Origin of the sequence: Citrobacter sp. CK189, from assembly GCF_030333505.1 — a bacterium.
Classification (GTDB): domain Bacteria; phylum Pseudomonadota; class Gammaproteobacteria; order Enterobacterales; family Enterobacteriaceae; genus Citrobacter_B; species Citrobacter_B koseri.
Map to the genome: position 1 here is coordinate 200,458 of NZ_JAOWFV010000036.1, position 13,152 is coordinate 213,609.

Sequence of the window (13,152 nt, forward strand, 5' to 3'; positions counted from 1 at the left end):
CGTTATCCCAAGTACGGCTCTCGAACTTTCAAGACTCCTGAACGTCCCACTTTCCACCACACACCGCAATTTATCCGTACTGTCTAAGGCTGGGTTAGCTGACTATATCATTGACCGCTCAGGCGTATCTCGCTGGTACTTGGTCTCCGCTAACCACGATAATTTTTGCCCATGTTGCAACCAAGAATACCGCTCTGTTGTTGTGCGTAATGGGTAACATTTTCCTGTTGAATATCTCTCGATAAAGGGCAGAGGGAAACTCACGCTTGCAAACCCGGGGGGATGGGTGTAGAATTTATAATGGGTATTTTTGTAAAAAAAACTTTGTTCGAAAAAATCCATCATGCTCCGCACCTCGCGCTTCAGTCGTGAAGGGACTTTTTGCCATGCCTTGGTATTTGCTTTCTGGTGGTCTGATGGTAATAACTTACCTGTGTGCGTGAGAGATCTTAATGTACCTAACCGAGGGAGGTCCTTTTGATAGAAAAGTCGTATCCTGTATCAACCGATTCAATTATTACTCCATACAAAACCATCACTCACGATTACGGTAGTTATCCGCTTATTATCGGCGATCGCTTCCACCATAACGGCTACGCATATTTAATCAATGCAACAGAACCCTCTGGTGTAAGGTTAGATATCCTCACTCCAATAGCCGCAGAACTAGAAGCTGTTCTGGCAACCTATAGTCGTGTGTTTTTCGCTTGTTTTGAATTGCGTCTGCCTAGCGGCACTTCTGTTGCGATTGGCAATGAATGGGTGCGTCAGTTATTCAAAAAGCTGCGTGAACGCCTCAGATCTAAATACAAGAGGCCGGACGGTGTGACTAGCCCAATTAACGATTTTGCATTTGGCTGGGTACGGGAGAAGGAGAGAGCAAAACAAGACCATTACCATTGCTGGATTGCTCTTCCGCACCGTCAGGTTCAACGGATAGGTGGCCCGACATATGGGATTGGTAGTTCAATTATGGATATCTGGAGCCAGCTCACTGGTGGAGAGAAGACGCTGGTGGATCTCTTGGGCAAGGATGAACGGTACCCGAAAAGTTATGTTATAGAGCGTGGTAAACCAGAAACACTTGAAGGTCCGATTTATTGGGTATCATACCTTGCAAAGGTTCGTGGAAAGTATCAAACTGGTAAAGGCGACCGGGTGCATTCGACGTCCCAATTAAGGAACAGGAAAAAGTAATAATTCAAATCCTTCACAGGAAGCCCTGTTTTCAATTTTGAGTCACTAGCAGTACCATCACATTACCTCTATATTAAAAACATCACAGAGAGTCATACAGGCTGTCTAACGTGAGGCTTTGTTCTCTGTCTCTTCTCAGATTTAATCTATTGGCTGTGATTCTCAATCTTGCTTTAAAATTAACCAATGGGCTACTGCTTTGATCGCGGTAGCCCTTTTTTGTTTTCTCAACTTTATTCACTAGTAAGAAATGTTGTCTAAGAGTACAACATTTTTCTGCTGGCTGAGTCAGTCGTTTGATGAATTTTTGGAGGAATACAGCTATGAAAATATTTTTTAGATAGCTTCAAATTCACAGGAAATCCTTACGCAGTTTCGATAATCCACTTTGTAATCCAGATATCAAGCTCTTCAGATGCGCTTTGAGCTATGTTTTTTAACCAGTGATCTCTTTCATCTTTGGGCAGAATTTTTGCTGATCGGAGAATAGCCCTTTTTCCTCTTTCACCTACGGAATATACCTGTTTTTTAGAATCTCTGACCCAGGCTACATTTTTAGATGTCAACGCCGCAAGCGCTTGAATTTCTACTGAAGCGCTTTGAAATACAAATTTTCGGATTTCTGGAATCTGGAGAAGTAATTCATTAGTTGAATAAAACCACTCAACCCAGTACCTAACCATATTCTGCTGGCTTGAGGTCGAGTGAATGATGGATATTAATTTATCAGTGTTTAATGAAATCCAATTCTTATTTAATAATGTCTGGAAGTAAAGAATTACATCATTTATTACTGGGGAGAAGAAGTCAAAGTTATCAAAAATAAGATCGGATACGAACTCGATTCGATTGATTTTAGCTTTTCTAATCAAAACACGAGCAAGGCCCAAATCAACAGTATCTCGCTTTAATAATTGTTCTGATATATATTTTAGATGTTCTTCAAGGTCTGGTTTTTCTTCAACTCGTATTTTTTCATACTTAACGACTCCTGAGTATGGATTAAAAACTTCAAGTGTCTTGAATATTTCAACTTTTTCAATTTCATACTGGTTATGCAGAACGCTCTCAGCATATGCTGCCGTTTCTTGAATGAAAGTCTTTTCAGATGCAAGTGTTAATCGATGAGATTCATGCAGATATAGAGTGATTTTTTCTAAGATTTTTTCAAGTTCATCTTTGGAGTTGGAAAATATCCTTATATCATCGACATATCGGGTGTGTTTGACTCCAAAGTTTGATATGTACTGATCTATGTCTATTAATACTGCTTCAGACATAATTATACTTGCGGCTGGTCCGACAGGGACACCTTGCGAAGCTTTATCATTCAATGATGAAATAAATCTTTCAGTGTCATCGGCTATAATATCTAAGCTCGGGTCAGCTAATTTTATTGCGTTATTAAGTCTGTGAAGATAAATCTGATTGTAAAAGTCAGTGATGTCAGTCACCAATATAAATTGGTGTTGCTCTGATAAGTTTTCAATCATATCAGTAAAAATTTTGAATCCAGCATTTTTATCGAAAAAACCACTTTCATCAAGAACGAATCTATATGAACAAGCAATATTTTTATCTGCTCTGGCTAGCTCAATTTTCTCAGCTATCAAATAAGCCAGTGCGGTATAAACAATAGTATCCAAAGGCTCTAGTTGATGGACGATTCTGTAACTGCCTGAAGGTTTTTTTGACGCCATTGTCAAAGGATGTTTAGTTCTAAGTTTCCCGACATTGCTTGCTAAAAGGTGTTTTTTAACATCATCCCAGCAGTGCCAGATAGCCTCGAATTCAAAAGCTTTTGGAAAGAAATCAGAATCGTAGTAATGCTCAATATGTTTTCTTGCAAATTCTATCGAATCTTCTGTAAGTTTGCCCATAAATCATATTCGCTAATTATGTTTATTAGATACACACACTTTGAGAGTGTGCAAAAGGGGTGATTCGACAGCATTTTATGTGATAAATTGTAGGATGACAATTACATTGGCGTATTGATAATTATATTATTTTAATGTTCCAGTTTCTCTTTATGGTCGGTAGGCTCAATCCAAGTTCAGCGGCAGCTTTAGATTGGCTCAGACCTTTATCCTTGGCTTCCTGTACGCGTTTTTGAGTTTCTTTTGCCACAGGACGACCTAACTTCTTGCCTTCTTTCTTTGCTCGCTCTAGGCCTTCTTTAGTTCGTTCTGTGATACGGGATTTCTCAAACTCCGCAAACGCTGAGAACATTTGCAGCATCAACTTTCCTTCAGCACTGGCAAGATTGCTCGCAGGCAGATCCATAGAAACAACATCAATTCCCTTGTCTACAAGCATCGAGATTGTTTGTTGCACATCGATGTTATCACGCCCTAATCGATCCAATTTGAGCACAACTAGCTTATCCCCGGCTTCCAGCTTATGGCTAACGAGGTTGGAGAAAGCCTTACGCTTCATCGCCTGCACTCCACCGGAGACAACTTCAGACACTACACGGCTATCTAGCACATCATAGCCAGCCTGACGTATCGCCATGATTTGGTTTTCGGTTGTCTGCTCGCTGGTGGACACACGGCAATATGCAAAAGTGCGGCTCATAACATCCTCTCAAGTGGTATCAATTAACGGTATCATAATTTATCATTGGTATCTTTATGTCAATAGGCTAATTTGTTGATGCCAGTTTTGAGGGGGATAGATTGGTATCGTAAAACGTTCGATTGTTGATACCAGCAATCAGCACGATAGAACAGGCCGCTGATAGCTGATATTTGAAAAACATGAAGAGTACACCTTTCATACAGAAGTAGGGTGCTTGATCCATATGTTCATGTGTTGCTGATATTTTAAACAGTCGAGCTGAAGCTAGGGGGCATTGTCAAAAGTACAGGTATAGCGGGGGAAGGTGTCAGGGGATGAATCCCCTGAACTGTTGTTACTCAATTAGACCACTCAGCGGTGATAGCGTTACATAGATGTAGTTATTGTCGCGTTCCTCAATAGTGATCGGCATATCGATACCATTCGACAGCACCGCCTTAGCACGGTAGTGCTTATCTGAAACCTTCTTCACATCCTCAACGGCAAGGCATTGCACACCACTCTCTTTGTCTTTGAAAATCGATGTGGTGATTTCACAGGCTGATGTTTTCAGTGCTTCGTTATCATCGATAGTCGCACTGATAAAAGCTGCACCAAGTGCAATGGCAAGGTAAGTGAGCAGCCAGCGCCATTTTTTCATCCCTGCATCTCTGGCGCGCCCATAAACATAAATCGGTGGCAAAACGACGATACCTAAGGCAGAGCCAACAAAACCCACATAGCTTTCATCTGTTTTCTTCAACTCTCGCAAATCTAGAGATACGCAGATAAGCGCTACCACGCAGAAGACCACAAATGCGGCCTTATCGTTCATGGTGAAGAAGTAAGCCAATGGAAGCACTGATGGAGCTGCCATGTAGAGATAGAAATAAAGATTATTATTTTTCAATTGGTTGAAAGCCATAGCCACAATCCTTTCATGCTGTGAAATAGAACAATCAGATGGTTACATCGGGTTTGAGATGTAGAAACAAAAGGCACATTGCCGATCATGCGTAATTACTTTAATCGATCGAAGTAATTAAATCGATCGGTAAAATTGATCAATGTGGTTACTATAATCTTGTGTGCAAAATTTGTGCACTACACCACTGATACACCAACGAACCCGAGGCAGGAGAGATGAATATGCGAGGCTACGCAGTTATGTTTTGTGGTCTGTTGACGGCATTCAACGCCGACGCAGGCCGTATAACGATGAGCAACCCGAAACAGTCCACCACTGAGAACGGTCACACACTGTGCGTCTACTCCAACAGCGTCTACAGCTTTATTTATGTCACCAGATCGAAGCACTGTCCTTTTTCGAAAAGTTTTGATGTAAGTGAAAGTGAATAGATTTCAACAAATTAATACTCACAGCAGCATACAATATGGGAAAATCAACAGGGGTTAAGCCATAGGGTACGAACAAAATGATTCCATACTTCTTAGAGCACATTGATAAAATCAGCACTTTCATTTCTGCTTTTGCTGCACTGTTAACTGCCATAGCAACTTTTTTCTTATGGCGTGTAACCCGTATCTTGGCAGAAGAGACAAAGCGAATGGTCGACGCTTCCGAGCAGCCTCAAGTAGTGGCAACGCTGGAACCTAACGCATGGTCAATGCTTTACTTTGATATCAGTGTCGTTAACACCGGAAACGCGCCAGCTTTCAACATTGAGGTCACATTTGATCCTCCTCTTGAAAATGCCTCCCATCGAAAAGATAAAACTATCCCTTTAAAGCAAATAAGTGTCTTAAGAAATGGTCAACAAATGACCAGTAATCTATGTGAATACAAACAGATAGAAGGTAAGGTATTCCAAGTCAGCATTAGCTGGACCAAAAAACCAAACTCCACGGTGAAAGAGAGCACTAGTTATACATACGACATGGCTTCCTTTACTGGTATTAGCCAGTTGGGGGCCACCAATCCAATGACGGCAATTTCACAACAAATTAAACAAATTCGTGAAGATTGGATGCCTATAGCGAAAGGTACAAGGCGAATTCAAACAGATATACATGATACAGAAGATAGAATTGACGAAAAAAAATTGAGAGAAGAACATCTTCAAATGGTCAGAGAAGAATGGGAAAGCAGGCGAGCCAACAAGGATGAGTAGAGAATGAAAATTCGCTTCGCTGCTTGGCTTTATCTTCCACACAAAGTGCAATACAGTCTGAGACACAAGACTACTCCAGCGCCGTAGATGTCTGACGTATTGTTGAACGAAGCCGCCTTATCGGTCAGCTTTCACAACTTAAAGAAACCCTGCTTTTGTGGGGTTTTTTGCTTTCTGAATGGGCCAGCGTAGTTAAACAGCGAATGTATTATTTTTGACTTTTGGGCAGCCCAGGGAAACGAAGCCGATTTTCGGCTGGCGGGTTACATTGCTCATAGCTTAAAAATTGTTCAGTTATTGGAATGGTCAGGGCAGGGATTCTACAGAGATCCGGGCAAAAAATGTATCGCTATCTCATCGCCTGTGCGGGTAAGCGCGCCACGGGGTTTATAGCAAATATGTAAAGTATGTTAATACCGAGTGAATTATTGATCTCAGGCAGCACTTTGTTCAAAAAATGACCATACTATTAAGTTGCAGTATGGTTGGAAAGAGGAGGAACAAGGTATGGTCGTTGACAGACTAAGAACCGAGCTACTTAACAAGCTGATAAACGCCCGAATCGATCTCGCCGCTTATTTGCAGTTAAGAAAGGCGAAAGGCTATATGTCAGTCAGCGAAAGTGATCATCTGCGTGACAACTTTTTTGAACTGAATCGTGGGCTTCACGATAAATCACTGCTGCAAGGTCTGCATCTGGATCAGGAAGAATGGAATGCTTTACATCGTGCTGAAGGCGCACTGGCAGCCGCCGCAGTATGTCTCATGAGCGGACACCATGACTGTCCGACGTTTATCGCCGTCAACGCAGAGAAACTTGAAAACTGTCTGACAACATTGACGCTGAGTATCCAGAGCCTGAAAGCGCAATCACCGCTTGAACAGGTCTAAGTCAGGGGGAGGCGACTCCCCCTTTTCGTTAAGTTTTTGTAAAAATCATTCCGCGCTGTCCCTTGCTGACTACGCTTTAACGCAGGGTCATACAGGAGGCGGTATGCGTCGGACACTTTTCTCTGTTGCCTTATTGGCACTGTTTTCTCCCTTCGTGAATGCAGAAACCCCGGCGGTGAAGGTGGAGGTTTTGCAGACCAAACTTGATCACCCCTGGGCGCTGGCTTTTCTGCCGGATAATCGCGGTATGTTGATAACTCTCAGAGGCGGCCAGCTTCGTCACTGGCAGGCGGGTAAAGGGCTTTCCGATCCGATAACGGGCGTACCGAAGGTCTGGGCGAACGGGCAGGGGGGATTGCTGGACGTGGCGCTCGCGCCTGATTTTGAGCAGTCTCGCCGCGTCTGGCTCAGTTTTTCTGAGGCCGATCGCGAGGGGAAAGCCGGAACGGCGGTAGGCTTCGGGCGACTTAGCGATGACCTGAAACATCTGGAGGAATTCCAGACTGTTTTTCGTCAGATGCCGAAACTCTCAACCGGTAATCATTTCGGCGGACGACTGGTGTTTGATGGCAAAGGCCATCTGTTTATCGGGCTTGGCGAAAATAATCAGCGCCCTACCGCACAGGATCTGGACAAGTTGCAGGGCAAAGTGGTGCGCCTGACCGACCAGGGGAGCGTGCCGCCGGATAATCCCTTTGTGAATCAGATCGGCGCGCGCCCTGAGATCTGGTCGTACGGCATACGTAACCCGCAGGGTATGGCGATAAACCCGTGGAGCGATGCGCTGTGGTTGAATGAGCATGGCCCGCGCGGCGGCGATGAAATCAATATCCCCGAAAAAGGTAAAAATTATGGCTGGCCGCTGGCAACCTGGGGCATCAACTACAGCGGCTTTAAAATCCCGGAAGCGAAAGGTGAAATTGTCGAGGGAACGGAACAGCCGATCTTCTACTGGAAAAAATCGCCAGCGGTCAGCGGCATGGCGTTTTATAACAGCGACACGTTCCCTCAATGGAAGCAGAAACTGTTTATCGGCGCGCTGAAAGAGCAGGATGTGATTGTCCTGAGCGTTAACGGCGATAAGGTGACGGAGGACGGACGGATTCTGGGCGACAGAGGGAAACGTATTCGCGATGTGCGCGCAGGACCCGACGGTTATTTATATGTCTTAACCGACGAGTCCGACGGAGAACTGCTGAAAGTCAGCCCACGCGCTTAGCTGACCGGGATCATCACCGTTTTACGAAACGCCGGGCGTTCGGTAAGTTGCTGATACCAGCGCTCAAGGTGAGGGCGCGGCGTCCAGCTCAGGCCAACGTTAAACAGGTTGTAGACGAAGGGGGCGATCGCGATATCCGCCGTGCCGAACTCCGCGCCGGAGAACCAGGTCTGGCTGGCCAGCGCCTCATCAAGAATGCCAAACAGGCCGTCACAGACGTTGGCGCCGGCGTCGATCGCCGCCTGGTCGCGCTGCTCCGGCGGGGTGCGGACTAAACCCATCAGGATCACGCGATGCGCCGGGCTTAACGTCTGGTTTGCCCAGTCCATCCACTTTTCCCCTTCTGCCCGTCGCGCCGGAGAGTCTACCCACAGACGTTTTTGCCCATACTGCGCCGCCAGATAGCGGACGATGGTATTGGACTCCCAGAGCAAAACATCCGTTTCATCATCGCGCAGCAGCGGCACCAGGCCATTCGGGTTCATCGCCAGATAGTCAGCGTCATGATTCAGCCCGAACTGCCCGCCTGCCAGAATTTGCGTATAAGGCAGCTCCAGTTCGTCGAGCGTCCATCGCACTTTTTTGACGTTGGTTGAGTTATTCCGTCCCCACAGCGTAATCATAGTTACCCCTCAAATTGTTCTGCAATCGGTATCCGACTCGTCCCATGGTGGGATAAAGCTAACATTTACGCAACAGCTTGCAAAAAAATCCTCACGGAGGCAGCGCAGCGTGGCGTTATTGCATAAACTTTAAAAACTTTACCAACTTACGGTTTCTTTAAGTTCGTTAGTGCGTTATTACTCACCGCACTTATAACACGGTGGTATGGCGTGTTTTTTTGGAATGGATACTCGGGTGGCATTTATGACGCAATACTCTTCTTCCCTTCGTAGTCTTGCTGCGGGTTCAGCACTCTTATTCCTTTTTGCGCCGACGTTACAGGCGGCTGAGCAGACAACGGCGCCGCCGAGCGTTGATGCGCGCGCGTGGATTTTAATGGACTATTCCAGCGGCAAGGTGCTGGCGGAAGGCAACGCCGACGAGAAACTGGACCCCGCCAGCCTGACCAAAATTATGACCAGTTACGTCGTCGGGCAGGCGCTGAAGGCCGGAAAAATTCAGCTCACGGATATGGTGACGGTAGGAAAAGACGCCTGGGCCACGGGCAACCCGGCTCTGCGCGGTTCGTCGGTCATGTTCCTTAAGCCCGGAGATCAGGTCTCGGTATCCGATCTCAACAAGGGTGTGATTATCCAGTCGGGTAACGACGCCTGTATTGCGCTTGCGGATTATGTTGCCGGAAGCCAGGAGTCGTTCATTGGTTTGATGAATGGTTACGCGAAAAAACTGGGGCTGACCAACACAACGTTCCAGACGGTTCACGGCCTGGATGCGCCGGGGCAGTTTAGTACCGCGCGTGATATGGCGCTGCTGGGCAAAGCGCTGATCCATGATGTGCCGGAAGAGTACGCCATTCACAAAGAAAAAGAGTTCACTTTCAACAAGATTCGCCAGCCGAACCGTAACCGCCTGCTGTGGAGTTCTAATCTGAACGTTGACGGCATGAAAACCGGGACAACGGCAGGCGCCGGATACAATCTGGTGGCCTCTGCGACTCAGGGAGATATGCGTTTGATCTCCGTCGTGCTGGGGACGAAAACCGATCGCATCCGTTTTAATGAGTCAGAGAAATTGTTGACCTGGGGCTTCCGCTTCTTTGAAACGGTGACACCCATTAAGCCTGACGCGACGTTCGTGACTCAGCGCGTCTGGTTTGGGGATAAGAGCGAGGTGAATCTGGGCGCGGGAGAGGCGGGTTCCGTGACGATTCCGCGCGGACAGCTGAAAAACCTGAAGGCCAGCTTTACGCTGACTGAACCGCAGCTGACCGCGCCGTTGAAGAAAGGCCAGGTTGTCGGCACCATCGACTTCCAGCTCAACGGAAAGTCCATTGAACAGCGTCCGCTGATGGTGATGGAAAACGTGGAAGAGGGCGGCTTCTTTGGGCGGATATGGGACTTCGTCCTGATGAAATTCCACCAGTGGTTTGGCGGCTGGTTCTCTTAATCGCGGTGGCGGTGCCGGATGGCGCTAACGCTTATCCGGCCTACGATACGTGCATATTTGTAGGCCGGATAAGGCGCGGCAGGGCAAACCCTACATCAATACATCAACGTAATGCGCTGCGCTTTGGCATAATCGACAAACTCATCGTCAGGGCGGCAGTCGCTCACTACCGCATCAAAACGCGTTAATTCGCCCATCCGCGCGGGTCGCACCTTGCCGAATTTACTGTGATCCACCACCAGAACATGGTATTGCGCCATCGACATGGCCCAGTGTTTCACCGGCAGTTCTTCGAGGTTAAAACAGGTTGCCCCTTTGCTGATATGAACGCCTGCGGCGGAATAAAAGGCGATATCAGGGCAGATATTATTCAGGGTTTCCTGAAAATCGAGCGGTTTGAAAATAGCGTTGCTGGCGTGAAATTCCCCGCCGCACAGAATCGCCCGGCACAGCGGTTTTTCCTGGAGCGCCAGAAACGTATTCAGGGAATAACAGACGGCGGTGAAAGGCAATTCGTTATCAATGGCTTCAATGATCCACGGCGTGGTGGTGCCGCAGTCAAAAAAAATCGTCTGATGCGCCTGTACCAGACCGGCGGCCAGCTGCGCGGCGCGGCGCTTCTCTTCAACCAGGCGGGATTTTTGATCGCTCAATAAATAATGGCTGGCGCTGCGGGGTTCCAGAACAATATACCCGCCCAGTAACACGACGGGCGCGCTTTTATTATTCAGGTCGCGACGAATGGTCATCTCCGATACGCCCAGCAGAGTCGCGGCTTCTTTCAGGTGTAATTTATCGCTGCGTTTTAGCGCTTGCAGCAATTGACCAATACGCTCGTCGCGTCGTGTTTCCATAATTCCCCTGGACAGTTGAATAAGCACTCTGCACAGTACAGAGCGCTTAATACTACTCTTTTTTCACCAGGTTAGTCACGTACCCAGCCTTTACGAATGGGCAGCGCGAAGCAGATGCGGTAGCACGTTTGTAGGCCGTGGTAGAGAGCAACCCCATATTTTTGCCACAGCATTTGCGTGCTCAGGCAGCCGATCATCCCGACCAGCAAACCGCCGAGCATATCCAGCGGCCAGTGAACGCCGAGGTAAACGCGTGACCAGGCGACCGTCACGGCCAGCGCCATGAGCAGTACGCCAGACCAGACGCGGTGCCAGAATAAAAACGCCAGCGCAAAGGTAAAGACAACGGTGCCGTGATCGCTCGGGAAGGAGTCATCGGGCGCGTGATGCAGGAAGTTATAGCCGATACGATCGACAAAAGGGCGATCGTGCGGGAAAAGATGCCCCATTATCCAGGAGATCGTCAGGCTGATGAGCAGCGCGATACCCATTTTAATCACCAACTGGCGTTGAGCGCAGACCCGATCGCGCGGCCCCCATAACCAAAGCACAACGGCCAGCAGCGGCACGATGTTAATCAAATCTCTGGCAATGAAAATGGCCAGAGCGATCATCCACTGTGCGGAGTCGGGGGTGGCATTGATTAAGTAAAACAGCGAGTTGTTAAGGTTTTCCAGCATAACATCCAGACTCAGTGCAGTGATTAAACGAAACGACCCTACGTGCTCCGGGTAAGGGCGAGAATACAAAGTGCCGCAACGGGGGGAAAGCGGTATTGTCTTATTTACCTGTAAAATGAGGAAATTTAAGACAATGGCGCGAGCTTATTCGCCATGATAGCGCCAGCAACTTAAATTAACCTTAAAGCAAAAGGTCACGAAGGATGATTATGTAAAAATGTGCGCATTTTGTTTGTAAATCACATAATTCGCTATCTCAGGTAACGTACTTTCATTACACTTTGCGCGATTTTTTATTTGCGAAGAGATTGCATGCAAAACCTTTCACAAACAGGCGTCCGGCTCGGACGTCAGGCACTGCTTTTCCCTCTCTGTCTGGTGCTTTACGAATTTTCTACGTATATCGGCAACGATATGATCCAGCCGGGGATGCTGGCGGTGGTGGAACAGTATCAGGCCGGGATCGACTGGGTTCCGACCTCGATGACCGCCTACCTGGCGGGCGGGATGTTTTTGCAGTGGCTGTTAGGGCCGCTGTCGGATCGTATTGGACGCCGCCCGGTGATGTTAGCGGGCGTGATCTGGTTTATCGTCACCTGCCTTGCCACACTGCTGGCGCAAAACATTGAGCAGTTCACCCTGCTGCGTTTTTTGCAGGGGGTAAGCCTGTGCTTTATTGGCGCCGTGGGGTACGCCGCCATTCAGGAATCCTTTGAAGAAGCGGTGTGTATCAAAATTACGGCGTTAATGGCTAACGTTGCCCTGATTGCGCCGCTGCTGGGGCCGCTGGTGGGCGCCGCCTGGGTGCATGTTCTGCCGTGGGAAGAGATGTTTGTTCTGTTTGCCGTACTGGCGGCGATTGCTTTTGTCGGCTTACAGCGCGCGATGCCGGAGACCGCGACCCGCCTCGGCGAGAAGCTGTCGCTTAAAGAACTGGGGCGGGATTACAAGCTGGTGCTGAAAAACGTGCGGTTTGTTGCCGGCGCGCTGGCGCTGGGGTTCGTCAGCCTGCCGCTGCTGGCGTGGATTGCCCAGTCGCCGATCATTATCATCAGCGGTGAGCAGCTCAGCAGCTATGAATATGGCTTGTTGCAGGTTCCTGTTTTTGGCGCGCTGATTGCCGGGAATCTGGTGCTGGCGCGGTTGACTTCCCGGCGAACGGTGCGCGCATTGATTATCATGGGCGGCTGGCCGATTGTGGCGGGATTGCTGATCGCCGCAGCCGCGACGGTGGTCTCTTCCCATGCGTATCTATGGATGACGGCGGGTCTGAGCGTCTACGCTTTTGGCATCGGCGTGGCGAACGCGGGGCTGGTGCGTCTGACCCTGTTTGCCAGCGATATGAGCAAAGGCACGGTTTCTGCGGCGATGGGGATGTTGCAGATGCTGATCTTTACCGTGGGTATTGAAGTGAGCAAGCATGCTTATCTGAGCGGCGGCAACGGCTTATTCAGCCTCTTCAACCTGGCGAACGGCATTCTCTGGCTGCTGCTGATGGTTATCTTCCTGAAAGACAAACGGGTAGGGGATTCACGGGAAGGGTGAGG

13 protein-coding genes are annotated in these 13,152 nt (G+C 48.1%); 7 read left to right on the top strand and 6 right to left on the bottom strand.

The genetic code is table 11. From position 1 onward, the window contains the following. The first annotated feature begins 477 nt into the window (after positions 1–477). A complete protein-coding gene (locus tag OGV83_RS07355; RefSeq protein ID WP_286463349.1) occupies positions 478–1,197 on the top strand; it encodes a YagK/YfjJ domain-containing protein in 720 nt (239 codons plus the stop codon). A 365-nt stretch (positions 1,198–1,562) separates the two neighbouring features. On the opposite strand, the gene OGV83_RS07360 is transcribed toward OGV83_RS07355, so the two are convergent. From OGV83_RS07360 to OGV83_RS07370, 3 genes are all read right to left on the bottom strand, one after another. Then, positions 1,563–3,077 (bottom strand): reverse transcriptase domain-containing protein, encoded by a 1,515-nt coding sequence (locus tag OGV83_RS07360; protein WP_286463350.1) that lies wholly within the window; start codon positions 3,075–3,077, stop codon positions 1,563–1,565. A gap of 121 nt (positions 3,078–3,198) precedes the next feature. Further along, entirely contained in the window at positions 3,199–3,777 is a 579-nt protein-coding gene (locus OGV83_RS07365) for a recombinase family protein (protein ID WP_286463351.1), read from the bottom strand. 337 nt (positions 3,778–4,114) lie between these two features. Further along, complete coding sequence (locus OGV83_RS07370) at positions 4,115–4,684, bottom strand: hypothetical protein (protein ID WP_286463352.1); 570 nt, start codon at positions 4,682–4,684, stop codon at positions 4,115–4,117. A gap of 242 nt (positions 4,685–4,926) precedes the next feature. Between OGV83_RS07370 and OGV83_RS07375 the strand changes: the two genes are divergently transcribed. The 4 genes from OGV83_RS07375 (at position 4,927) to OGV83_RS07390 (ending at position 8,001) form a co-directional block, all read left to right on the top strand. Further along, the gene (locus OGV83_RS07375; RefSeq protein WP_502873446.1) at positions 4,927–5,118 is read left to right on the top strand and encodes a hypothetical protein; all 192 of its coding nucleotides are present in this window, start codon (positions 4,927–4,929) and stop codon (positions 5,116–5,118) included. 77 nt (positions 5,119–5,195) lie between these two features. Further along, the gene (locus tag OGV83_RS07380; protein ID WP_286463354.1) at positions 5,196–5,891 is read left to right on the top strand and encodes a DUF8453 domain-containing protein; all 696 of its coding nucleotides are present in this window, start codon (positions 5,196–5,198) and stop codon (positions 5,889–5,891) included. A gap of 507 nt (positions 5,892–6,398) precedes the next feature. Further along, on the top strand, positions 6,399–6,782 hold the full coding sequence (gene bssR / locus OGV83_RS07385; RefSeq protein ID WP_024130501.1) for a biofilm formation regulator BssR: 384 nt from the start codon (positions 6,399–6,401) through the stop codon (positions 6,780–6,782). Positions 6,783–6,885: 103 nt separating this feature from the next. Then, positions 6,886–8,001, top strand: a complete 1,116-nt coding sequence (locus tag OGV83_RS07390; protein WP_286463355.1) for a PQQ-dependent sugar dehydrogenase — start codon at positions 6,886–6,888, stop codon at positions 7,999–8,001. Here OGV83_RS07390 and OGV83_RS07395 read toward each other — a convergent pair. Then, on the bottom strand, positions 7,998–8,624 hold the full coding sequence (locus tag OGV83_RS07395) for a glutathione S-transferase family protein (protein WP_049008548.1): 627 nt from the start codon (positions 8,622–8,624) through the stop codon (positions 7,998–8,000). The two genes, OGV83_RS07390 and OGV83_RS07395, sit on opposite strands and share 4 nt — an antisense overlap. 244 nt (positions 8,625–8,868) lie before the next feature. Between OGV83_RS07395 and dacC the strand changes: the two genes are divergently transcribed. Beyond that, on the top strand, positions 8,869–10,071 hold the full coding sequence (dacC, locus tag OGV83_RS07400; RefSeq protein WP_024130500.1) for a serine-type D-Ala-D-Ala carboxypeptidase: 1,203 nt from the start codon (positions 8,869–8,871) through the stop codon (positions 10,069–10,071). A gap of 95 nt (positions 10,072–10,166) precedes the next feature. On the opposite strand, the gene deoR is transcribed toward dacC, so the two are convergent. Then, complete coding sequence (gene deoR, locus OGV83_RS07405) at positions 10,167–10,925, bottom strand: DNA-binding transcriptional repressor DeoR (RefSeq protein ID WP_058668858.1); 759 nt, start codon at positions 10,923–10,925, stop codon at positions 10,167–10,169. 71 nt (positions 10,926–10,996) lie between these two features. Next, the gene (ybjG, locus tag OGV83_RS07410; protein WP_200092244.1) at positions 10,997–11,605 is read right to left on the bottom strand and encodes an undecaprenyl-diphosphate phosphatase; all 609 of its coding nucleotides are present in this window, start codon (positions 11,603–11,605) and stop codon (positions 10,997–10,999) included. Positions 11,606–11,917: 312 nt separating this feature from the next. Between ybjG and OGV83_RS07415 the strand changes: the two genes are divergently transcribed. Beyond that, positions 11,918–13,150, top strand: coding sequence for an MFS transporter (locus tag OGV83_RS07415; protein WP_012133116.1), 1,233 nt, complete (start codon positions 11,918–11,920; stop codon positions 13,148–13,150). The last annotated feature ends 2 nt before the right edge of the window (positions 13,151–13,152 follow it).

Excerpts from the sequence above, each read along its gene's own strand:
- ybjG (WP_200092244.1), bottom strand. The coding sequence starts at position 11,605 with ATGCTGGAAAACCTTAACAACTCGCTGTTTTACTTAATCAATGCCACC.
- deoR (WP_058668858.1), bottom strand. The coding sequence starts at position 10,925 with ATGGAAACACGACGCGACGAGCGTATTGGTCAATTGCTGCAAGCGCTA.
- OGV83_RS07360 (WP_286463350.1), bottom strand. The coding sequence starts at position 3,077 with ATGGGCAAACTTACAGAAGATTCGATAGAATTTGCAAGAAAACATATT.
- OGV83_RS07390 (WP_286463355.1), top strand. The coding sequence starts at position 6,886 with ATGCGTCGGACACTTTTCTCTGTTGCCTTATTGGCACTGTTTTCTCCC.
- dacC (WP_024130500.1), top strand. The coding sequence starts at position 8,869 with ATGACGCAATACTCTTCTTCCCTTCGTAGTCTTGCTGCGGGTTCAGCA.
- bssR (WP_024130501.1), top strand. The coding sequence starts at position 6,399 with ATGGTCGTTGACAGACTAAGAACCGAGCTACTTAACAAGCTGATAAAC.
- OGV83_RS07415 (WP_012133116.1), top strand. The coding sequence starts at position 11,918 with ATGCAAAACCTTTCACAAACAGGCGTCCGGCTCGGACGTCAGGCACTG.
- OGV83_RS07380 (WP_286463354.1), top strand. The coding sequence starts at position 5,196 with ATGATTCCATACTTCTTAGAGCACATTGATAAAATCAGCACTTTCATT.
- OGV83_RS07395 (WP_049008548.1), bottom strand. The coding sequence starts at position 8,624 with ATGATTACGCTGTGGGGACGGAATAACTCAACCAACGTCAAAAAAGTG.
- OGV83_RS07375 (WP_502873446.1), top strand. The coding sequence starts at position 4,927 with ATGTTTTGTGGTCTGTTGACGGCATTCAACGCCGACGCAGGCCGTATA.
- OGV83_RS07370 (WP_286463352.1), bottom strand. The coding sequence starts at position 4,684 with ATGGCTTTCAACCAATTGAAAAATAATAATCTTTATTTCTATCTCTAC.
- OGV83_RS07365 (WP_286463351.1), bottom strand. The coding sequence starts at position 3,777 with ATGAGCCGCACTTTTGCATATTGCCGTGTGTCCACCAGCGAGCAGACA.